This is a genomic window from Stutzerimonas stutzeri (genome assembly GCF_000590475.1).
Classification (GTDB): domain Bacteria; phylum Pseudomonadota; class Gammaproteobacteria; order Pseudomonadales; family Pseudomonadaceae; genus Stutzerimonas; species Stutzerimonas stutzeri_D.
Genome location: NZ_CP007441.1, coordinates 3,188,520 through 3,209,033, shown reverse-complemented (window position 1 = coordinate 3,209,033; position 20,514 = coordinate 3,188,520). Strand labels below are relative to the sequence as shown.

Annotated in this window: 13 protein-coding genes; 4 read left to right on the top strand and 9 right to left on the bottom strand. The window is 62.6% G+C overall.

What is annotated here, in order from left to right:
* Nucleotides 1-68 precede the first annotated feature (68 nt).
* The 7 genes from CH92_RS14555 to CH92_RS14525 all read right to left on the bottom strand — a co-directional run bounded on the left by CH92_RS14555 (nt 69) and on the right by CH92_RS14525 (nt 15,625).
* Nucleotides 69-8,612, bottom strand: coding sequence for a GH36-type glycosyl hydrolase domain-containing protein (locus CH92_RS14555; RefSeq protein WP_025242502.1), 8,544 nt, complete (start codon nt 8,610-8,612; stop codon nt 69-71).
* 315 nt (nt 8,613-8,927) lie between these two features.
* Nucleotides 8,928-9,263: a DUF3325 domain-containing protein gene (locus CH92_RS14550; protein WP_025242501.1), complete on the bottom strand. Its 336-nt coding sequence runs from the start codon at nt 9,261-9,263 to the stop codon at nt 8,928-8,930.
* The gene (locus tag CH92_RS14545; protein ID WP_025242500.1) at nt 9,260-10,942 is read right to left on the bottom strand and encodes a PepSY-associated TM helix domain-containing protein; all 1,683 of its coding nucleotides are present in this window, start codon (nt 10,940-10,942) and stop codon (nt 9,260-9,262) included. The genes CH92_RS14550 and CH92_RS14545 overlap by 4 nt, the downstream gene beginning before the upstream one ends.
* The gene (locus CH92_RS14540) at nt 10,939-11,241 is read right to left on the bottom strand and encodes a hypothetical protein (protein WP_025242499.1); all 303 of its coding nucleotides are present in this window, start codon (nt 11,239-11,241) and stop codon (nt 10,939-10,941) included. Before CH92_RS14540 ends, CH92_RS14545 begins: the two co-directional genes overlap by 4 nt.
* A gap of 130 nt (nt 11,242-11,371) precedes the next feature.
* Nucleotides 11,372-13,453: a TonB-dependent receptor domain-containing protein gene (locus tag CH92_RS14535; RefSeq protein ID WP_025242498.1), complete on the bottom strand. Its 2,082-nt coding sequence runs from the start codon at nt 13,451-13,453 to the stop codon at nt 11,372-11,374.
* A gap of 139 nt (nt 13,454-13,592) precedes the next feature.
* Complete coding sequence (locus CH92_RS14530; protein ID WP_025242497.1) at nt 13,593-14,924, bottom strand: sensor histidine kinase; 1,332 nt, start codon at nt 14,922-14,924, stop codon at nt 13,593-13,595.
* On the bottom strand, nt 14,924-15,625 hold the full coding sequence (locus CH92_RS14525; protein ID WP_025242496.1) for a response regulator transcription factor: 702 nt from the start codon (nt 15,623-15,625) through the stop codon (nt 14,924-14,926). The genes CH92_RS14530 and CH92_RS14525 overlap by 1 nt, the downstream gene beginning before the upstream one ends.
* Nucleotides 15,626-15,781: 156 nt before the next feature.
* Here CH92_RS14525 and CH92_RS14520 point away from each other — a divergent pair, with 156 nt between their 5' ends.
* Nucleotides 15,782-16,633: a CAP domain-containing protein gene (locus CH92_RS14520; RefSeq protein WP_025242495.1), complete on the top strand. Its 852-nt coding sequence runs from the start codon at nt 15,782-15,784 to the stop codon at nt 16,631-16,633.
* A 112-nt stretch (nt 16,634-16,745) separates the two neighbouring features.
* Here the strand turns inward: CH92_RS14520 and CH92_RS14515 are convergent, their stop codons facing one another.
* Both CH92_RS14515 and CH92_RS14510 read right to left on the bottom strand, forming a co-directional pair.
* Nucleotides 16,746-17,324 carry a hypothetical protein gene (locus CH92_RS14515; protein WP_025242494.1) on the bottom strand — a complete coding sequence of 193 codons (579 nt, stop codon included), beginning with the start codon at nt 17,322-17,324 and terminating at the stop codon, nt 16,746-16,748.
* A 14-nt stretch (nt 17,325-17,338) separates the two neighbouring features.
* Nucleotides 17,339-17,944, bottom strand: coding sequence for a hypothetical protein (locus tag CH92_RS14510; protein ID WP_025242493.1), 606 nt, complete (start codon nt 17,942-17,944; stop codon nt 17,339-17,341).
* A gap of 338 nt (nt 17,945-18,282) precedes the next feature.
* On the opposite strand from CH92_RS14510, the gene CH92_RS22135 reads away from it, so the two are divergent.
* The 3 genes from CH92_RS22135 to CH92_RS14495 all read left to right on the top strand — a co-directional run bounded on the left by CH92_RS22135 (nt 18,283) and on the right by CH92_RS14495 (nt 20,400).
* On the top strand, nt 18,283-18,435 hold the full coding sequence (locus tag CH92_RS22135; RefSeq protein ID WP_167332190.1) for a hypothetical protein: 153 nt from the start codon (nt 18,283-18,285) through the stop codon (nt 18,433-18,435).
* A gap of 517 nt (nt 18,436-18,952) precedes the next feature.
* Nucleotides 18,953-19,411 (top strand): Rrf2 family transcriptional regulator, encoded by a 459-nt coding sequence (locus CH92_RS14500; protein ID WP_025242491.1) that lies wholly within the window; start codon nt 18,953-18,955, stop codon nt 19,409-19,411.
* Nucleotides 19,412-19,509: 98 nt separating this feature from the next.
* Nucleotides 19,510-20,400, top strand: a complete 891-nt coding sequence (locus CH92_RS14495; protein WP_025242490.1) for an NAD(P)/FAD-dependent oxidoreductase — start codon at nt 19,510-19,512, stop codon at nt 20,398-20,400.
* Nucleotides 20,401-20,514 lie beyond the last annotated feature (114 nt).

Here is a 20,514-nt window from a genome sequence, read left to right as displayed (position 1 = left end):
TACCCATGTCGGATCAAAAGCCTTGCATATTTGTACAGTCAACGCTTTAAGGCCGGAGCGGTTGCCGGTTACAAGGTCAGCAGCACCCGATGAGTCCGTCCGTCCAATGCCAGTCGGACCTGGCCCTGGTGGCAATCATGGGGGGCGTCGTCCAGTTGCGCATGCTTGATGTCGCGATTGGCCTGGTCGGGATTTTCCACGCGGATGCTGTAGTGCGTTTCACCCAGCGTGATGCTGGCTTCGAACGCCGGCCAATCGCTGCTGATGCAAGGATCGACGTACAGCCAGTCACCTTCACGACGAATCCCGAGAATACCTTCGACGCCGGCGCGGTACATCCATCCGGCTGCGCCGGTGTACCACGTCCAGCCGCCGCGACCGTTATGGGGCGCGACGCCGTAGACATCCGCGGCCACCACGTAGGGCTCGACCTTATAGCGCTGGCTCTGCTCGGAAGTGCGCGCATGGTTGATGGGGTTCAACAGGGTGAACATCCTGCACGCCGCATTGCCGTCGCCGAGCTTGGCAAAGGCGAACATCGCCCACATCGCGGCGTGGCTGTACTGCCCGCCATTCTCCCGCAGCCCTGCCGGGTATCCCTTGATGTAGCCGGGCTCCTTCTGCGTCTTGTCGAACGGAGGAATGAACAGCAGGGCCAGGGCGTCGTCTTCGCGGATCAGGTGTTGCTGCACCGAGGTCATGGCCCGCCGTCCGCGGCTCGGGTCGGCTGCGCCGGAGAGCACGGCCCAGGACTGGGCAATGGAGTCGATGCGGCACTCGTCACTGTCCTTCGAACCGAGCCAGGTGCCGTCGTCGAAGGTTGCGCGGCGATACCATTCGCCATCCCAGGCCTTTTCTTCAAGAGCTGCGGTAAGCGCCTGAGCATGTTCGCGCCAGCGTTCGGCCCGTTGAGCGTCGTCAATGTTGCCTCGACTGTCCGCCAGCGGCGCAAAGAGCTCGATGGTGCGCAGCAGCAACCAGCCGAGCCAGACGCTCTCGCCTTTACCGTCTTCGCCGACGCGGTTCATGCCGTCGTTCCAATCGCCACCGCCAATCAGCGGAAAACCCAGCTCGCCGGTCAGCTCGAGACACTGATCGAGCCCGCGGGCGCAATGTTCGAACAGCGAGGCGGTGTCTGCAGCCACCATTGGCTGGTAGAACGCATCGTGCTCGCCGGGCTTGAGCAACGGGCCTTCGAGAAAGGTGACCGGTTCGTCGAGGATCGCGGCGTCACCGGAAACCTGGATGTAGGTCGCGGTGGCGAAGGATAGCCAGACGCGGTCATCGGAGATGCGCGTACGGACGCCCTGACCGGAATGCGGCAACCACCAGTGCTGAACGTCGCCCTCGGGAAACTGGCGACTGGCGGCGCGCAGGATGTGGCTGCGGGTCGCCTCGGGTTGGGAAAAGGTCAGCGCCATGCCGTCCTGCAACTGGTCGCGGAAGCCGTAGGCGCCACTGGCCTGATAAAAGGCCGAGCGCGCCCAGATGCGGCAGGCGAGGGTCTGATAGAGCAGCCAGCCGTTGAGCATGATGTCCATCGCACGGTCCGGCGTTTTTACCTGCACCGAGCCCAGCGCGGTGCGCCAGTGCTCCGTGACTTCCTGTAGCACGGCGTCCAGATCGATCTGGCGATAACGCTCGACCAGCGCGAGCGCTTCATCGGGCGAGGCGCACTGGCCGAGGAAGGCGACAACTTCGATGCTCTCTCCAGGCGCCAACTCGACGATGCACTGCAGCGCAGCGCACGGGTCCATGCCAGCGCCGATTGTGCCGGACAGCTGTGTAGCGCCCAGCAACGCGGCCGGTGTTGCCGGGCCACTGTTGCGGCCGAGGAATTCACGCCGATCGGCCGTCCAGGCGGTTTGCCGCCCGCCGAGGTCGGCAAAGGACACGCGTCCTGGAAAGGCGCTGCTCCAGGGGTTGCGGGCCGTCAGCAGGCCAGTGCTGTCGTCACGCTGGGTGATAATGAAGGGTGTCGAAGCACCTCGCGAGGTGCCGAGTACCCATTCGTTGAAGCTGGTAACAGACAACCGGCGTGGTACCGATGACAGGTTGCGCAGCGTCAGGCGAGAAATCTTGATCGGATCGCCAAGGGCCACGTATTGCAGCAGGTCCAGGCCGATCCCTTGTGTCTGGTGTTCGAAGCGGCTGTAGCCATGGCCGTGGCGCGCAACATAGAGGCCGTTGTCGCGGATCGGCTGGGCGGTAGGCGTGAACAGCGCGCCGCTTTCCTCGTCGCGGACGTAGAAGGCTTCGCCGCATGGATCGGTGACCGGATCGTTGGACCAGGGCGTCAGCTGGTTTTCCCGGCTGTTTTCCGCCCAGGTGTAACCGCTGCCCTGTGTCGAGACTTGAAAGCCAAAGCGCGGATTGGCGATCACGTTGATCCAGGGCGCCGGCGTATTGCGGCCTGGTTCGAGCAGCGTCACGTATTCGCGACCGTCCTTGTCGAAGCCGCCCAGCCCGTTGAAGAATTCCAGGTTCTGCGCCAGTTCTCGGGCCAAATCAGACGCGGAGGATACCGGTATGAGACTGCTCGGTTGCGCCGCCAGGAACGGCTTGGCCAGTGGCTCGGCAGGACTCAGCTGATTGGCCAGCTGGTTGGCGATCGGCCCGCGGCGGGCGATCAGCGACACGCGAGCGACGCTGCGCAGCAGGGCGCGCGCCTCGGTGCTCAGCAGATCGGCACGCAGCATGTACACCGAACCCTGGGCGAGCTCGGCACCGAAACGCGGACGCGACTGGCTGCTGCGAACGGCGGTTTCGATGGCGATCTGCAAATCCTGCAGGTAGGAGCTGGCGTGCTCATTGAGAATCACCAGATCCACCGCCAGGCGCTTCATTCGCCAGTATTCGTGGGCACGTAGCAGCTGGCGTACCTGGGCGATGTCCTGGATGTCATCGATGCGCAGCAGGACGATGGGCAGGTCACCCGAAATCGCGTGCGGCCATAGGCCGGACTGGGCGCCGGCGCCCTGGATGATCGCGGTCGATGGCGCGCGAAAATGGGGGTCGGCGTAAAGGATCGGTGCCGCCAGTCGCTGAAAGTCAGCGGCTTCGGCCGGCTTGATGTCCAGGTGGCGCAGCTGCACCTGAGCCTGGGTCCAGGCCAGGGTCTTGGCGCGGTCATAGGCGCTGCGGTCATGATGCTTCTCGATCAGGCTCAGCAGTTCGTCCCGCGAGCCGGCCACCAGTGTCCAGAAAGCCACGCGAGCGACCTTGCCCGGCGCCACCCTGATCCGGTACTTGAGCGAGAAGATCGGGTCGAGCACCGTTCCGACGCTGTTCGACAGCGCTGCCCCTTCGGCGACGACCGCCGCCTCCGCGACGCTCGGGCGTTGGCCGATGAAACGAGCCCGATCGGTTTCGTACTGCGGATCGGCCACGATCTCGCCCTCTACCACCGCAAAGTGCGCGGCCCAAACCGGGTTTTCACCCTGGCTGCGCAGGCGACGGGTGGCCGTCAAGGCGCCATATTCCGGCAGGTAGCCGGTGACTACGAACAGCTTGGCGAACGCCGGGTGTGCGTTATCAGTGGACGGCGTGGTGAGCACCACTTCGCTGTAGGAGGTCAGCTCGATTTCCCGCGCATCGCGTCCGCTGTTGGCGAGCGAGACGCGGCGCACTTCACTGTCGTCCTCACCGGACACCAGGACGTCCAGCGTGGTGGTCAGGTCCGGATCGTGGCGAATGAATTCGGCATGATCCTCCCCGAAAATCACTTCGTGGCTGAGGGCGGTGCTGCCCAGCGGCTGACCGCAGGCCGGCCAGACACGGCCGTCCGCGGTATCGCGCAGGAAGACGAACGAGCCGTAGTTGTCACGGCTGACGTCTTCGCGCCAGCGGCTGACCGCAATGTCGCGCCAGCGGCTGTAGCCCGAGCCAGCGGCCGTAAGCATTACGGCATAGCGGCCATTGCTGAGCAGATGGGTGATAGGTGCGACCCCAGCGGCCGAGCCCTTGAGCCGGCGCAGCGACTGGGGATCACTGCCGCCTTCGGCAGCGCGGGTCTTCACTTCCTCGGCACGCGGATGGGCAATAGCGACATCGCGCGGCATGCGTTCCTGCAGCAACAGCTCGCAGGCCTGGATTATCGGTTCTCGGTGGAAGCGTGCCCGCATCAGGCCGGTCTGCAGCGTATTGGCGATGGCGACGATGGTCATGCCCTGATGGTGCGCCATGTAGTTGCGCACGATCACGAATGACTGGCCGTCCGGGATACGGGCCGGGGTGAAGTCCAGCGCCTCGAAAAAGCCGTAGCGCCCCAGTGCACCCATTCCTTCCATCCGGCGGAAGTTGGCTTGCGCACCGGGAGCGTCGATCATGGTCGCCAAGCCTGTGGCGTAGGGTGCGATCACCAGGTTTTCCGCCAGCCCGCGCTTGAGGCCCAGGCCGGGCACGCCGAAGTTGGAGTATTGATAGGTGAATTCCATGTCGCGGGCGTTGTAAGCCGATTCCGAGACGCCCCAGGGCGCGTTGCGTCCGTTGGCATATTCCTGCTGGCGCTGCACTACCAGGCGGTTGGTCTGCTCCAGCAGACTGCCGGCCGGCGCGCGCATGACCAGTGACGGCATCAGGTATTCGAACATCGAGCCCGACCAGGAAATCAAGGCTGAGGCGTTGCCCAGCGGGGTCGCCGTGCGGCCGAGGCGGAACCAGTGGCGGGTAGTCACGTCGCCCTTGGCGATGGCGAACAGGCTGGCCAGCCGCGCCTCGGACGCCAGCAGGTCATAGCAGCTCGGGTCAAGGCTGTTGTCGCTGAGCCCGTAGCCAATCGACAGCAGCTTGCGCTCGGGGTCGAGCAGAAAGGCGAAGTCCATATCCATCGCCATTTGTCGTACCGAAGCGGCGAGACGGTGCAGGCGGGCCTGCATTTGCGTCAGCGATTCGCCTGACTGCTGTCGGTCCCGGCCATGCTCGGCCAGGGTCTGGCCGAGTGAACCGAGCCAGAAGTGAAGGTCTTCCGAGCCGTTATCCGAACTTGCCGGGCAGATTTCCTGCGCCAATCGAGCGGCTTTTTCCGTCAACTGGCGGAGCGTCGCGGAAAGGGTGTCGAGTGCCTTGGGATCGGCCAGTTGCGTGCCGATTTCATCGAGCAGGTCCATCAGTGGTCGGCCCCGTTCGCCATTGGCTGCGGGCAGGTCTGTGACGGTCTGGCGGATCAGGCGCAAGGTGTCCTGCAAGCCCGGTCGGGCATTGGGCGCCAGAGGTGCGTCGAGCCATTCTTCACAGGCGTTGGCGGTGGCGATCAAATGGCCGGCGAGATTGCCGCTGTCCACGGCCGACACGTAGGCCGGCTCGAGCGCGCGCATGTCCTCGGTGGCGTACCAGTTGAAGAAGTGGCCACGATGACGCTGCAGGCGGCTCATGCTGTCCAGCGTCGCTTCCAGACGATCGAGCGTCTGCAGCGTGCCGGCCCAGCCGAAGTCGCGGGCGGCAACCGAGGAGAGCAGGTACAGGCCCATATTGGTGGGCGAGGTGCGCCGCGCGATGACCGGCTTGGGGTCTTCCTGGAAATTGTCCGGTGGCAGCATGTTGTCGGCGGGCGTGACGAAAGTTTCGAAGAACCGCCAGGTGCGTCGTGCAACCAGACGCAGTTCTTCGGCATCCGGTTCGGCGAGTTTCTGGTTGCGGGCGATCCTGGGCGAGCGGCTGGCCCACAGGGCGATGGCGGGTGCACCCAGCCAGAGCAGGGCGAAAGGCACCACCAATGGCCAGGATGTCGGTGCGAGCGACAGCGCCACAACCGTAGTGGCCAGGCCGAGCGCGGTGCCGCCTGCCATGCTGCGATAGAAGCCGCTCAGGGTCAGTCTCGGGCTGATGGCCGACTGTGCGGCAGTGGTCCATTCCAGCAGGTTCCGGCGGGTCCGGTACAGCCGCGACAGCGTGCGCACAATGGCGTCGACCATTCGCCAGGCCTGGTCAGGCAGGAAGATCAGGTTCAGCAGAGTTTGCGAACCCGCCATACGCAGCTCGCCCAGCAGGCGGTGCAGATGGCTCTGTGCACTGATACCGCTGCGACTCGGCAGGAGCGCGAAGCAAAGCGGCAGCAGGCCGGGGACGGCCATCGACGCCAGCACCAGCAGGGTGCCAACCAGCGCCGCGGGCTGCGGCAGCAGCCAGCACAACAGAAGGGCCAACAGGCTCAGCGGGGCCATCAGCGAGCGGCGCAGGTTATCCAGCATCTTGAAGCGGCCAATGATCGGCAATGCCTGGGCGCCGTTGCGTGGGCCGAATATCCAAGGCAGCAACTGCCAGTCGCCTCGGGTCCAGCGGTGCTGGCGCTTGCCCGATACGTCGTAGCGTGAGGGAAATTCCTCCACCACCTCGACGTCCGTCGCCAGGCCCGCGCGGGCGAATACACCTTCGAACAGGTCATGGCTGAGCATGGTGTTTTCCGGCACGCGGCCGGCCAGGGCGGCCTCGAAAGCGTCGATGTCGTAGATGCCTTTGCCGGTGTAGGAGCCTTCGCCGAATAGATCCTGATAGACGTCCGAGACGGCCGCCGCATAGGGGTCCATGCCGCCCGGGCTGGAGAACACGCGCTGATAGAACGAACCTTCGCGCCCCACTGGCAGGGAAGGTGTGACTCGCGGCTGGAGAATCGCGTAGCCGTTGACCACGCGCTGTTCGGGCACGCTGAATCGCGGCCGGTTCAGCGGATGTGCCATCTTGCCGATCAGACGCATGGCAGTATCGCGGGGCAGGCGAGTGTCGGCATCCAGCGTGATGACATAACGCACATCGGTTGGTACACGCTGGGTGCATCCCGGCAGCGGCATGTAGCTGGTGTCGATGGCACCGCGCAATAGCTGATTCAGCTCATGCAACTTGCCGCGTTTGCGTTCCCAACCCATCCAGCGACCCTCGCTGGGGTTGTACTGACGGCGCCGATGCAGAATGAGGAATCGGCTGCCGCCAGGGGCCGGGCCGTAACGCTGGTTGAGTCGGGCGATGGCACCGACCGCGACATCCAGCAGGTGCGCATCGCCATCGAGGATTTCCTGGTCCGCGTCCAGCCCGTCGGTCAGCAGGGCATAGGTCAGGTCGCCACCTGCCCCGGCAAGGTGATGCACCTCGATCCGTTCGATCTGCTCCAGCAGGTCGGCTTCATTGGTCAGCAGCGTCGGTACGGCGACGAGGGTGCGCAGCGACTCCGGCACGCCACTGGTAAGGTCCAGGCCGGGCAGCGCCATGGCGCCAAAACGCCAGTTCACCAAGCGGTTGACAATCGTCGTGGCCAGATCGGTTATGGGCAGGAAGGCGATAAGCGCCAGCAGCGCAAGCCAGCCCGCGCCTACGCCGGCTCCGCCCAGAGCTTGTAATCCGAGCGTGAGCAGCAGTGTCGTGAGCAGGAGGATGGCGCCCACATAGCCGACGATGCCCAGCTGCACATGAAAGCGGCTCAGACGCAGGCCCAGGGGTGGGCTGAAGCCGATGGCGCGCTCCAGCGCGAGGCGGCCTTCACCGATCAGGTGATAGCCCGGGTCGCCCACTCGCTCGTCTTGCGTCAGGTCGGTAGTTGGCGCTGAAGCTGCCGCGGCAAGTGCTGCGCCGGCGATTTCCAGTTCAGTGGCGGCAGAGCCCCGCGCCAGCTGCTCGATGGCACTGCGGTAGAGGTTGCGCGTGGGGAAATCCATGGTGGCAAAGGCGCTTTCGGCACGCAGTCGCTCATCCACCAGGCTGATGCTTTCGAACATCTCGGTCCAGTCAATATCCGAGATGAGCCGCATGCTGGTGATGACGTTACGCACGCTGACGTTCGAGGCACCCTGACGCTGCTGGGCGTGTTGCACCACCTGATCGATGGAGGTGTCCTGCCGTCCCAGTTGCTCCTCTAGCCACTCCAGGGAAGGTGTGGTGCGAGGGTCCTGGTCGCGCAGGCGCTTGGCCAGCTCCGCAGCGAAGACTTCCGATAGTGGCGCGTCGCCACGCAAGGCGATTTCATCGTCCAGCGCTTTCTTCGCCGAGGTGGCTGACAGCAGGCGGCTGGCCATTGCGTCAGCGGCTGCCCGGGTTTCGCGGCCAGCGGTGATCTGGTCGCTCAGCCGGCGCAGGTTTTCGATCAGCACGATGCGCAACGTAATGGCGACAGCCCAGAGCTCGCCAATTGTCAGCGGCTGCACCTGTTGATAGGCGTTGATAAAGCGTCGCAGCGTCTCGGGGTCGAAGTGGCTGTCGGTGTGGGCAACAAAGGCCCAGGCCATGCCGAACACGCGGGGATATCCAGCGAAGGGGCCTTCGGCCAGTTTCGGCAACTGCCGGTAGAACCCCGGCGGCAGGTCGTCGCGGATCTCGCGGATTTGCGCTTCGACCAGGTGATAATTGTCCAGCAGCCATTCGGCAGCCGGTACCACGCTGCGCCCCTGTTCCAGCTCGGTTGCGCTGGCGCGGTAGGCGGCCAGTAGCACGACGGCGTTATCGTTCAGACGCGCCTGCAGCGGCAGCACGGCTGGTGGGCGGGACGTGACGGGTTGGGCGGTGGCAAGGCTGCGGGCATGCAGTTCGAGCCGCTCGGTGCCGAACAGCTCTTCGCGAACGGGCGCGCGCCCGCTCCATAGGGGAGACGGCCCGGGGCGTCCGAGGATGTTACGTAAAATCGAATTCATGAGCGCCTGTCCGGCCAGCGGATCTGCATGGAACAGGCGTGAAAGCGCCGGCTCCTGTTAAAGGAACCACGGCGGCAAGCTTTCGGAACAACTGGAAACCGGTTGCCGGTTTCTACCAAATCGCCGTACGGCCTCGGGCATGAGCCAGCCCGCTGAGCGGGTGGACACAGGATCAAGAATCGGCGAGCCATTCAAGCGGCGGGGCATCTGGGCCCCACCACTTGCAGGAAGGATGCTGTCGCAGCAATTGCTCCACGATACAGCAATGGAGGCGCTATTGTCGGAGCGTGGCCGGGCGCCGACTCGCCGCGATCTTCAGGCTAGCGCAGTTGCCGCCCAGATCAGCCCGCCGGCCAGGGGCAGGTTCACCACCAGGCGTGGCGCATAGGGGATCAGCATGAGCAAGGCGAAGCCGGTCAGCGAGATCAGGCCGAACCAGGCGACTATTGCCATGCCGCCGGGCCAGACCTGTCCTGCCACATACACGGCGAAGCCGAGCAGAAGGCTGCCGGCCGGAACGCAGAGGCGACGGAGTTGCGCAGGCATGCGCGGGCTGACCAGCTGTTTCCAGTGGCGCTCTTTCCCGAGACAGAAACCCAGCATGCCGGCGTAGGCCAGCACGAGACTGGCGAGTAGCGCTGAACCGTTCATGAAGAGGCTCCGGTGACGGGGCGGTTGAGAGGGGCAGACCGCGCCTTTCGGGCGGCGACGGCTTTAGGAATCTTCCAGGCTGTCCAGACGAGCAGCAGGCCAGTCACCACCATGCTTGCGATCAGCGACAGGCGCATGCTGTCGGCGGTCAGGTTTCCGGTCATCAGGTCCAGCAGCGGCAGGCCGAGCGCCAGTACTGCCGAGGCGAAGATCTGCTCTCGCCACGCGCGCAATGGCTTGCGGACCCAACCGTGTAACCAGCTCAACGCCCAGATGCCGAAGAACACCCGCAGTTCCCAGTCCTGACGGCCTTCCAGCGCGGCCGGTAGCAGCCGATTGCCCCACAGCAGTGCGATACAGGCGAGGGAAAGCCCGGCGACCACGGCTACGTTCAGGCTTTCGACGACCCTCAGGAAATGCGGGTTGGCCTTGCTTTGCTTGCGTTGCTTGACGGTATAGAGGACCAGCCCGGTCGCGATCATGCCGCAGCTGACCATGCCGCAGATAAAGTACAACCAGCGCATCGGATAGCCGCCGAACTGCGCGAAATGCAGGCCGGCCATCACCCGTTGAGTCAGCTGGCTGGCGCCTGAGGGCTCCGGGGTCTTGATCAGTTCCCCGGTGACGCCATTGAAGACGATGCCTTCACCTTTGGTCAGCTCGATTCGGTTGCCCAGCACAGGGCGCGCCGTGACCTGGGCATTGGCCCTGCCCGGGTTGCTCACGGCCAGACCGCCGATCATGCCCTCACCGTAATGAGCTTCCGCTCGGCTGACGATTTCGCCCAGCGCGATCAGAGGTGCTGCCGGTGCCGCAGCGGTTCTTGCGCGGCCTTCGCCCCGGGCGGTCTCACCGCGTCCGGTCTGCGCTTCACGTGGCGCCTGCTCGCCACGTGCCGCCTGATTTCCGCGGGGGTTCTGCTCGTTGCGTGCGGCCTGTTCGCCTTGCGCCGCCTGCTGTTCGCGCTGACCTTGCTCCGCTGCGCGGGCTGGCTGTGCGTCGCGGAAATAGGCCTGACGGTCACCGTCATACAGCGCATCAACGGCTGCCGGCATGTAGACGAGGAAAAAGATCGCGAGCCCGGTATAGGTAATCATCAGATGAAACGGCAGCAGCAGAACGGCGCTGGCGTTGTGCCCATCGAGCCAGGAGCGCTGCCCCTTGGCGGGGCGGAAGGTGAAGAATTCCTTGAAGATCTTCTTGTGGATGATGATCCCGCTGATCAACGCCACCAGCATGGCCATGGCGGCGACACCGACTGCCCAGACGCCAATCGTTCTCGGCATGTGCAGGGTGTAGTGGAAACGGAAGAAGAAGTTGCCACCGACGGTTTCCCTCGGTTCGACGATCTCGCTCGTCTGCGGGTCCAGCTGCGTGCTGCCAGCGCCGCGACGTCGCTCGCCGACGGATACGCTCAGGTCCGGAGAGCGATCGGTCGGCAGGCTGATGTTCCAGTTCGATTCGTCAGGGTGTTTCTCCATCAGCCAGCGCTGGGCCAGGTTGGCAGCCGCCGCAGGCGATGGACTGTGGTCGGCGAGTTCGGGCTGCATCCACCAATTGATCTCCTTGTCGAACACCGCGAGGGTGCCGGTCAGGAAAATGGCAAACAGCACCCAGCCGAGCAGCAGCCCGCACCAGGTATGGAGCCAGGACATGGATTGCGTCAGGGTGCCTTTCATTTCAGTGCTCCCAACAGCTGAGGCCAGAAGCCGATGGCTGCCAGTGGCAACGCCATGCACACGCCAACGAGCACGCGCTTAAGTGAAGCTGCGGCAAAGGCCCAGAGAATGAAGGCCAGATAGATCACGAAAGACAGCAGAGAAGAGATCGCCAGCGCATCGACCTTATCCAACGGCAACACCTGCGCCAGGGCCGCAGTGAATGCGTAGGTGAAGGCGTAGCCGCCTAGGATGGCGAGCGCAGTACGGATGGCGATTTCAGGCCATGCATTTCTCGATTGCGATACGGAACGAGTCACGACAGGCTCCCAATAGGAACAGCTGAAGTCATACGAAAACGCCCGACACTGGCTTTATCAGCCGGTCGGGCAGTCAATTCGAAGCGGCGTGGCGCGCCTTCCAGGCCGCGCCCCTTACCGCATCTGTTGTTTAGAAGTCGACCGACATGCCTACGACCAGGCGGCGACCGTCGAGCACCACGGCGTAATCGTCATTGGTCACTTCCTTATTTGCCACGTTGTAGAGCCCGGCAGTCAGGTCGACGTTACGGGACACTCCGTACACCGCGCCGATGTCGACGAACCCGTAGCCCGGCGTGCCTTCGCTCATGCTGGTACGGCTCAGGTAATCGGAGGTACGGCTGCGGTAGTTGTACTGCGACCACAGGTTAAGCTTGTCCGAAACGCGCCAATCCAGATTGGTGTTGAACATGTGCCGGGGCTGCTTGTTGAGCGGCTCACCCTTGAACTCACCGGTCTTCTGTTCGGAGTCGGTAAAGGTATAACTGCTCATCCAGGTCAGGTCGTTGGTGATGTCGTAGTCGAGGGTGAATTCCACACCCTGGATAACGGCTTCATCGATGTTCCGGGTCGTGCTGAGGAAGTAGAAGTTGTTGCCACCGAAGTTACAGGCGTAATTGGCAACGTCGTTGTTGCTAGCAGCATTCGGGCTAGTGCAGAAGCGATCTTCTGCGATTTTGTCTTTGTAGACCGTATGGAACACCATCACGCTGGAACCCAGGCCGATTGATGGATCATCGAATACGAAACCGATTTCGTAACTGGTGCTGGTTTCCGGTTCCAGATCGGCGTTGCCGATGCTCAGCGCGCGTGGCAGCGATTGACCATTGGCGCCTACGTTTGGCGAGCCACCGCCGCCGGTACGGCCACCGAAGCCTTCGGTGGATTGAGTGAGAGACGGCTGCTTGTAGCCAGTCGAAACGCCACCTTTCAGAGTCAGGGTTGGCATCAGGCTGTAGACGCCGTAGATGCGGGGGGATAGGTAACCACCAAAGAACTCGTCATCGTTGTAGCGCAAGCCGGTGGTCAACGAGAAGTCTTCGGTAATGCCCCATTCCACTTCGCCGTAGATCGCTGCCAGCCAGCGATCGGCTTCGTGTACGCCCCCTGCGATGCCATCGTTGAACAGCACGTTCTGGCCATTGACGAACTCTTCGTCCTTGTACTGTCCGCCGAGGGTGATCGTGTGTTGGCCCCAGAAAAAAGTCCCCTGGGTGTTGAAGAGATTGACGGTCTCTTCCATCGACAGGTCCTGCACCCGCTCGGACACGTCGCGTTGCAGATAGCTATTCATCAGCCAGCCGCCATAGTTGCCGTCGTGCGACAGCGTCCAGACTTCCTTCTCGAAGCGGTTGGTCGATGCCTGCCCCTCCAGCAGGGTATCGGTTACAGGCGAACTCTTGCCTGCGGTATGCCGCGATTTCTGTGTAACTTCGCGATAGCCAAGGGTGAACCGGTCGGCTTCGGTGGGCGTTATAAACAAGTCAGCGCCGACATTGCTCTCGCGGGTTTCCGGCTTGCTTTCACCGGAATTGAAGGATTCACCGCCGACGTAATCACTTTCATAAGTGTGGGTATAGGCGCCGCTCAGCTGCAGGCCCATCAGTCCGGGAATCAGCGCGCCACCGGCGAACAGCTCGGTGTGGTATTCGTCGTCGTTGTAATCGTTCTGGGAGAACATCTTCTGGGCGCGGACGGTCCCTGCCCATTCGTTGGTGGACTGGCGGGTAATGATGTTGATGACGCCGCCCATGGCTTCTGAACCGTACAGCGAGGACATCGGGCCGCGGATGACTTCGATGCGCTCGATCATGGCCAGGGGTGGCAACGCCAGCTGCTGCTTGCCGCCAGAGGTTCCGTTGGTCTGGGTCTGGCGACCTGCAGAGATTGGCCGTCCGTCCACCAGCACCAGGGTGTATTCGCTGCCCATGCCGCGAATAGTGATGTCTTGCTGATTACCGCCGCCGGAGACATACACGCCTGGAACGTTTTTCATTGCATCGAGAACGCTGGTGTAGGACTGTTCTTCAAGCTGCTCGCGGGTGATCACCGAAATACTGGCTGGAGCCTCTGCGATGTTCTGCTCGAAACCCGCAGCGGTCACCACCGTGGTGGGCTGTAGTTCGATCGGCTCTTGTGCCTGGGCCGTTGCGCTCATCCAGGTTGCCATGGCGATGGCGCCAGCCAGCCGGCTTCGATTGAAAACTACCATTCCCGCGTTCTCCCTGAGCTTATGCATTGTTAGTCGGCGACCGAAAAGGGGCCGCAAAAAAAGCGCGTTACCTTCAAGCGGCTATCGCGCCGTTCGCAATGCTAAGTATTCTCATTTGAGAGTAAAGCTCATTTACAATCTATACACTTCGCAATCGGATGGTCATGCGCAAGCCGGACTCGCTGTTTTGGGCCCAGATGTCGCCGCCCTGCATCTGAACCATGCCGCGGGCGATCGCAAGGCCCAAGCCGAAACCATCACCACCGGGGCGGGCCGCGCTGAGTCGAGCGAAGGGGCGGAAGATCACCGGCAGCTGGTTGGCAGGCACGCCCGGCCCCTGGTCCTCGATGCGCAGCCGCCAGTGGACGCCGTCGCGATCAGCCGACAGGCGAACGGTTCCTCCTACAGGGGAATAGCGAATGGCGTTGCGCAGAATGTTCTCCATGGCTTGCGCCAATGCGTTGAGATTGCCAAGCACCTGGCAGTCTTCGGGCAGCTGCGCCTGGATGCGCTGACGCGGCCAGCCGGCTTCGAAGCAGGCGTTCTCGCTGAGCACGTCCCATAGCGCAGCCACGTCCACCGGCTCGCATTCGAAACGGGGTTGTTCGCTGTCCAGCCAGGCGAATTCCAGGGTACTGTCGACCAGCTGCTGCATGCTGGTGATTTCCCGGTCGGTGCGGCTGCGCATTTCCTCGGCACTCAGCTCGCTCTCGCAGGCGACGCGCAAGCGGCTCAGCGGGGTACGCAGCTCGTGAGAAAGGTCGCGCAGCAATTGCTGCTGCTGGGCGATGGAGTCTCGCAGACGCTGGGTGAGGTATTCCAGTGAGCGGCCCAGTTCGCCGAGTTCATCGTTGCGCCGGGCTATCGACGGCGGCAGCAACGAATCGAGACGGTTGCCGCGCAGCGCATTGGCCTGCCGACGCAGGCCGTCCAGCGGTGAAACCAGCAAACGATAGAGCAACCAGCAGAACAGCACCGACAGCACCACCAGCGGTAAATACACGACCCCGGCGGTGAGTAACGCGTGATGGCGCCAGGGCCGGAAGCGTTCTGGCAGACGCATTATCAGCAGGGCGCCGCTGTCCGCGATGGGCACGGAGATGAGCGGCAGGCCCTCATAGCGCCGGCTCATCGGCCGTTCGTAATGCCGTACGAAGGTGAGCATTTGCCGTTCTTCGTCGCTCAGCGTCTGCCCGCCGAGGGGTTGTAGCTTTTCATCCACCACAACCAGCCAGCTCGACTCGCGCTGGCGCATGCGGGCGAGCCATTGCCCCAGTGTCTGTGGTCCCGCTTGCAGAGCGGCATGGGCCTCCTCGGCATAGCCGGCAAGGATTTCGTGAGCCTCCTGCGACAAATAGGAGTTGGCCCGGTCGATGTGACGGCCAACGTAGCCGCTCGCCCAGATCATCGACAGGCAGAACCCGGCAACAAGCACGACCAGACGCCAGAACAGCGAATGACGATTGGGCATCAAGGGGCCTGCAGCTCTAACACGTAGCCCTTGCCCCACACGGATTCCAGGCGCAGCTCGATGACCCGTTCGCGGGCCAGTTTGCGGCGGATGTTGCTGATATGCATGTCCAGGCTGCGGTCATGTTGCGAATAGCCGCGACGCAGGGCCTGCTGATAGAGGAAGGGCTTGCTCAGCACCTCGCCGCTTGCCTCATGGAGCACTTTCATCAGCCGGTACTCGGTCGCCGTCAGACCGATCCAGCGACCCTCGTGATGCACGTCGCCGCGTTGATCATCGAAGCGTGTCCGGTCATCGTTGGCGGCTGATGGCACACTGCGTTCGTAGGCTACACGGCGGAGGATCGCTGCGATGCGCACCAGCAACTCGTCGAGGCTGAACGGTTTGGGAAGGTAGTCGTCGGCGCCGCAGTCGAAGCCCTGGATGCGATGCGCCTCGTTGCCGAGGGCGGACATCATCAGCACTGGTGTGCGCCGCTCAGTCCGTAGTCGAGTCAGTAATTCCATGCCGCTGAGGTCCGGCAACATCACGTCCAACAGGATCAGGTCATAGGCCGAATCTCGGGCCAGCGCCAGGCCCGTCGGGCCATCGTCGGCGAGCGTCACTTCAAACCCCCGGTTCTCCAAAGACGTTCTAAGGTGCGGACCCAGTACCGGGTCATCCTCGATCGCCAGAATTTGCTGAGCTGCGCACGTTGTCATGGAATGTCCCGACGCAAATAAGAACGATTATAGATTGAGCGAGTCGGCAAACCGCAAGGGGAGCCGTTGCAAGTTGCGTTTTGCCGCACGGGCTCGACTTCCGGGGTGCGTCCGATGCATCTTCAGCGTCCCACCAACCGTTGCTGGAGATACGCCGTGCGCCTGCTTTCGTCTTCTTTGCTTTTAACGGCTCTGCTCGGTGGCAGTGATCTTGTGGTAGCCGCTGACGTGGGAGAGGAGGCGCAGCTGGTCGACTCGATCAATGCTTACCGCAGCGAGGTGCAGCGCTGCGACAACCGCGCCAGCGAAGAGCTGACACCGCTTCAGCCCGATTCGCGTCTGCTACTGCCGGCGACCAGTGCCGGCGATTTGCAGGGCGCGTTGGCCCGCGCCGGTTATCCCATGGTCAATGCGCAGGCCATCAGCCTGTCCGGCCCGCGCGATGCGGGCGCCGCCATGCAGGCGCTGCGTGAAAGCTTCTGCCGCGTGGTGCTCGACCCGCAGTACGCCGACGTGGGCGTCAGCCGCGCCGGCCGCGACTGGCGCATCGTGCTGGCGCGTCCGCTGATCGGCGGCTACCTGAAGGACGCCCAGACCGAAGGGCGGCAACTGCTCGAGGAAATCAACCGGGTCCGTGCGATTGCGCGTCGATGCGCGGGCAAACCTTTTGCCGCGGCACCGCCGTTGAGCTGGAACGCGACACTGGCCGGTCTTGCCGAAACCCATGGTCGCGCCATGGCCAACGGCAACTTCTTCGGCCACCTCGACCGCGAAGGCCGCACGCCGGGCGACAGGGCGGAACTGGCAGGCTATGCCGGTACACCGGTCGGTCAGAACATTGCCGCCGCGCTGGACCGACCACACCGCGTGGTCGAAGGCTGGCTGGCGAGCCCGGGACATTGCGCCAATCTGATGAACCCGAAGTACAGCGAGCTGGGGGCCGCTTATGCGGTGGACCCGCAGAGCGATGCGGGGATCTATTGGGTGGGCATGTTTGGAGGGCAATAAACGGCAAGGCGGCAGCCGAGATGGCCCGCGCGCGATCCGTCGCGTCGGGCCTACGTCAGATCAGTCCGGGCCATCTTGGCGTTTTAGCCTCCTTTGCGAGGCACCGCCTGAATCAGATCAGGTCTTTGCTTGCCGCTTCTTCTAGATTGCTCTTCGTCAGTTCGGTCAAAAGCCCATCGGCCGACTCGTTGAACGGCAAGGCGAAGACCAGAAACAAGTGCATCCAGGTCGTCAGCTTTTCCTGTTTCTCTACCCGGCCGAGCTTCTTGCCATTACCGTCGCGGAACATCATGTCCATGATCAGTGTGTTGTCGAAGGTGCCTGGAACCAGGAAGAAGGTGGCACCGGTGATCACTGCCAGTCCGAGGTTGCCGGTTTCCTGATTGCGCAGGGTGACCGTGACATAGAGATCCGACGTTTGCTGTTCCGTACTGACCCGGGAAAAACGTCCGCTATCCGTAAACGATTGTTTGATAAGGCTTTCCAGCTTGGCAATGTTGGGATTGTTTGCCGTGGGCGTGCCGTTCACCGAATACTCGGTCTGCACCTTGATGTATGCAGTTGGCTTTGCTTGTGCCGGTTCGGCGAGCGGCCATTGTTCGACCTCAGGCAACGTATTGTGCGAATAGGTCATGCAGCCCTGCAGTGTCAGGGTAGCTGCAATGGCGAGGAAGGCGATCAGTGCTTTCATGTTCGGCATCCTTGTCAATGTACGAGCTGTTGGGTGGCGTCTTGTAGCAGCTGTTCGACCAATTCAGTCAGCTGCCGCGAGCCTAGCGATCCGTTGAAGTAGTCGTAGTCCCACAAACCGGTGTTCTGGTTTCGCACCAGCGTTTTCTGAGATAGCGCCACCTGCTTGCCAGCCGCATCAATGATCTGCAGCTCGGCGGCGAGGTCGTACTTGTCCACATAAATAGGGCCGTTGACCCAGATCCACACGGTCAGCGTCAGCAGCGCGCCCGGAAAATAGCCGGGGTGCGGGGTGCGCTTGCCTTTGAGCGAGGTGAAGTTGAATTGCAGCTGGACGTCTTTGTCGTCCAGTTTGGTGGGAAAGCTGATCATGCGCTCGAAGTACTCGCCGCGCTCGACATGCTGGGCGATCTGCGCCGTCAATGCGTTGCTGATGTTTCTGCGCTGGGTCTCGTTCACGCGTGTGTCGGAAACTTCCACGTCCTTGAGCATTGCGCCGGCAGGCACCGTGTGTTCTACCACTTGCGAAGGCAGACCGATCGGTCCGGACGGGGTGAAGGAGACGCAGCCTGTCAGCGCCAGACCCATCAGAGCGGCGGCTAGGTATTTCAAGTTGATCATGAGACATCCTTGGAGATTCTTGCACAAAGCGTTGGCTTGCCGTGGATGGTCGTCGGCGCTCTCTGTGGAGTGATCTTTCGCCATCCTTGGGCGCGGCGAAGTCTAGCGTCACATTGCCACCATTGGCGGGGCAGTTCTCCGTCAGCGGTACTGGTTCTCATTGTTGGGCCTGCGCGCCGACGTACGGTCTAGACAGGCTGGCAGGACTTGGAGCTTGCGATTCCGTACGGTCGTTACAAAAAGGCCTAGTTCGTTTGCCAGTGCTACTGGCACTTTCGCGAACCTCGGCGCGGCTCGCAGTTCCAACGAGTGACCACCCTGGACTGAGGACTTCTGACATGACCGATCCAAAAGATCCGCTCAAGGACGGCCTGACGCCGCCGGACTACGATGAATACGGCGATGCACCCGAGTCGGGCGAGAACGCCGAGCCGGAAAGGGACGGTGATCCCAGGGACGAACCGAATCCAGGAGAAAGCCCACTTGGGTAGTTTCGCCGGAACAGCCCAGCCGTATCTTTAACGAAGGCGAAAGGCGACTCTCTGGACAATCTCGCGCTCACCGCCTACAAAGGCGCGCGTTGCATTTGGGTGTAGGACGATCCGCTCCCGGAGCGTGCGCAATTTAGCGAGAGGCAGTGGAACTGTGAGAAAGAAGAAACCCGTAGACCCTGTTCGCCAGGCTGAAAAGAACCGTGCGCACAGAATTGGCTGGATGATCGCTCTGGCTGGCATCGTGGTGGGGTTCGTTATGGTGATGATGAAGCCCTAGGCTGTTCCGCCACGAGGGTTGCCCTCGGTGAAGCGCTTGTGCGCCTGGTGGGGCTCGATGCTGCAGCCGAGGCGTTGCATTACGTCGCACCCGTAGGGGAAAAGACGGATTACCTCGAGCGGGCGTTGAGCAACATCGATCCTTATCTGCCCTGGTGCCAAACGATTCGCCGCGTGGCCTTCACACCGGTTGCGAGGTATGGTGCGAGCCGACTTGTCACCGACCGAATAGCCCGCCATGAGAACCGATAGCCGCCTTTCCCGCATGCTCCACGTCCTGCTGCATATGGCGCGGGACGAACGCCCGGTCACCTCCGAGCAGATTGCACAAATGCTCGGCACCAATGCGGCGGTGGTGCGCCGCACCATGACGGGCCTGCGCAAAGCCGGCTACGTACGCGCGGAGAAGGGCTACAACGGCGGCTGGAGCCTGTCGGTCGATCTGCAGCACGTGACCCTGCTCGACATTCATCACGCCGTTGGTGGGCCGCGCATTTTTGCCATCGGTGCCGATCGCGACAACCCCGATTGCCTGGTCGAGCGGGTGGTCAACGCGGCGCTCGAAGAAGCTTTGCAAGAAGCTGAAGCCCTGCTGTTGCAACGGCTGGGCTCGCTGAGCCTGGCCGATCTGTCGAGTGAGTTCAACACGCTGTATAGCACCTGCCAAGCGATGCCCGCCACGCATAAGCCTCACTGATCAATCTATATATGAATTGTCATCGAAAGGCACTTTATTTTCGTTCGTTTATTAGTGTAACTTTAAAAGATACATAAATAACCGAAGAGGTGAGCGCTGTGTTCTATGACGTGATCATTGTCGGCGGAAGCTATGCCGGACTGTCCGCCGGGCTGCCCCTGGCACGGGCGCGCAAGCGGGTCCTGGTGATCGATGCCGGGCTGCGACGCAACCGGTTCGCCACGGCATCCCACGGTTTCCTGACGCAGGACGGCGCGCCGGCGGACGAAATTGCCGCCGATGGCCGCGCCCAACTGATGAACTACGGCACCGTCGACTGGCTGCATGCCGAGGTGACCCTCGCCGAGCGCGACGATGAAGGCGTCTGCATTACCGATGGGCGCGGGAATCAGCATCGAGCGCGCCTGTTGATCCTGGCCAACGGCGTCGTCGATGAGCTGCCTGCGATTCCAGGGCTGGCCGAGCGGTGGGGTAGGCAGGTGTTTCATTGTCCGTATTGCCATGGATACGAACTCGACCAGGGCCGGATTGGCGTGCTAGCGACATCCCCGCTCTCGATGCATCAGGCGCTGATGCTGCCGGACTGGGGCAGTACGACGCTACTGCTCAACGATGCGTTCGAACCCTCCGCTGAGGAGCTGGGCCAGCTTCAAGAGAGGGGTGTTGCGCTGGAGCGCACCCGGGTTATTCGCCTGAAAGAGGGCGAACCGATGAACGCGGAGTTGGCCGATGGCCGCCAGTTGTCATTCGATGGCATCTTCCTCGCTCCGCGTACGCGTGTCTCGGTACTGGTCGGGCAGCTGGGTTGTGAAATGGAGAACGGCCCGCTCGGCCCTTTCATCAAGACCGACCCCACCCAAGCGACATCGATTCCCGGCGTATTTGCATGCGGAGACGCCACACGAGCAGCGGGATCGGTGCCCTTGGCGGTAGGCGATGGAGCGATGGCAGGTGTGGCAGCGCATCGTGCGCTGATGTTCGGGCTCTGAAGGGTAGCGTTGCGGACGTTCGGGAGGGAAAACGCGACTCGCTTCTAGATTTCAATAAGCCGGAGCCGCCGGAGGCGTTCCCACGCCAGGCATGGGGACGCCAACTGCGTGATT

What these genes read in the sequence shown, in the direction of transcription:
- CH92_RS14555 (WP_025242502.1), bottom strand. Translation starts at nt 8,612, where the DNA reads ATGAATTCGATTTTACGTAACATCCTCGGACGCCCCGGGCCGTCTCCC.
- CH92_RS14550 (WP_025242501.1), bottom strand. Translation starts at nt 9,263, where the DNA reads ATGAACGGTTCAGCGCTACTCGCCAGTCTCGTGCTGGCCTACGCCGGC.
- CH92_RS14545 (WP_025242500.1), bottom strand. Translation starts at nt 10,942, where the DNA reads ATGAAAGGCACCCTGACGCAATCCATGTCCTGGCTCCATACCTGGTGC.
- CH92_RS14535 (WP_025242498.1), bottom strand. Translation starts at nt 13,453, where the DNA reads ATGGTAGTTTTCAATCGAAGCCGGCTGGCTGGCGCCATCGCCATGGCA.
- CH92_RS14530 (WP_025242497.1), bottom strand. Translation starts at nt 14,924, where the DNA reads ATGCCCAATCGTCATTCGCTGTTCTGGCGTCTGGTCGTGCTTGTTGCC.
- CH92_RS14525 (WP_025242496.1), bottom strand. Translation starts at nt 15,625, where the DNA reads ATGACAACGTGCGCAGCTCAGCAAATTCTGGCGATCGAGGATGACCCG.
- CH92_RS14515 (WP_025242494.1), bottom strand. Translation starts at nt 17,324, where the DNA reads ATGAAAGCACTGATCGCCTTCCTCGCCATTGCAGCTACCCTGACACTG.
- CH92_RS14510 (WP_025242493.1), bottom strand. Translation starts at nt 17,944, where the DNA reads ATGATCAACTTGAAATACCTAGCCGCCGCTCTGATGGGTCTGGCGCTG.
- CH92_RS22135 (WP_167332190.1), top strand. Translation starts at nt 18,283, where the DNA reads ATGACCGATCCAAAAGATCCGCTCAAGGACGGCCTGACGCCGCCGGAC.
- CH92_RS14500 (WP_025242491.1), top strand. Translation starts at nt 18,953, where the DNA reads ATGAGAACCGATAGCCGCCTTTCCCGCATGCTCCACGTCCTGCTGCAT.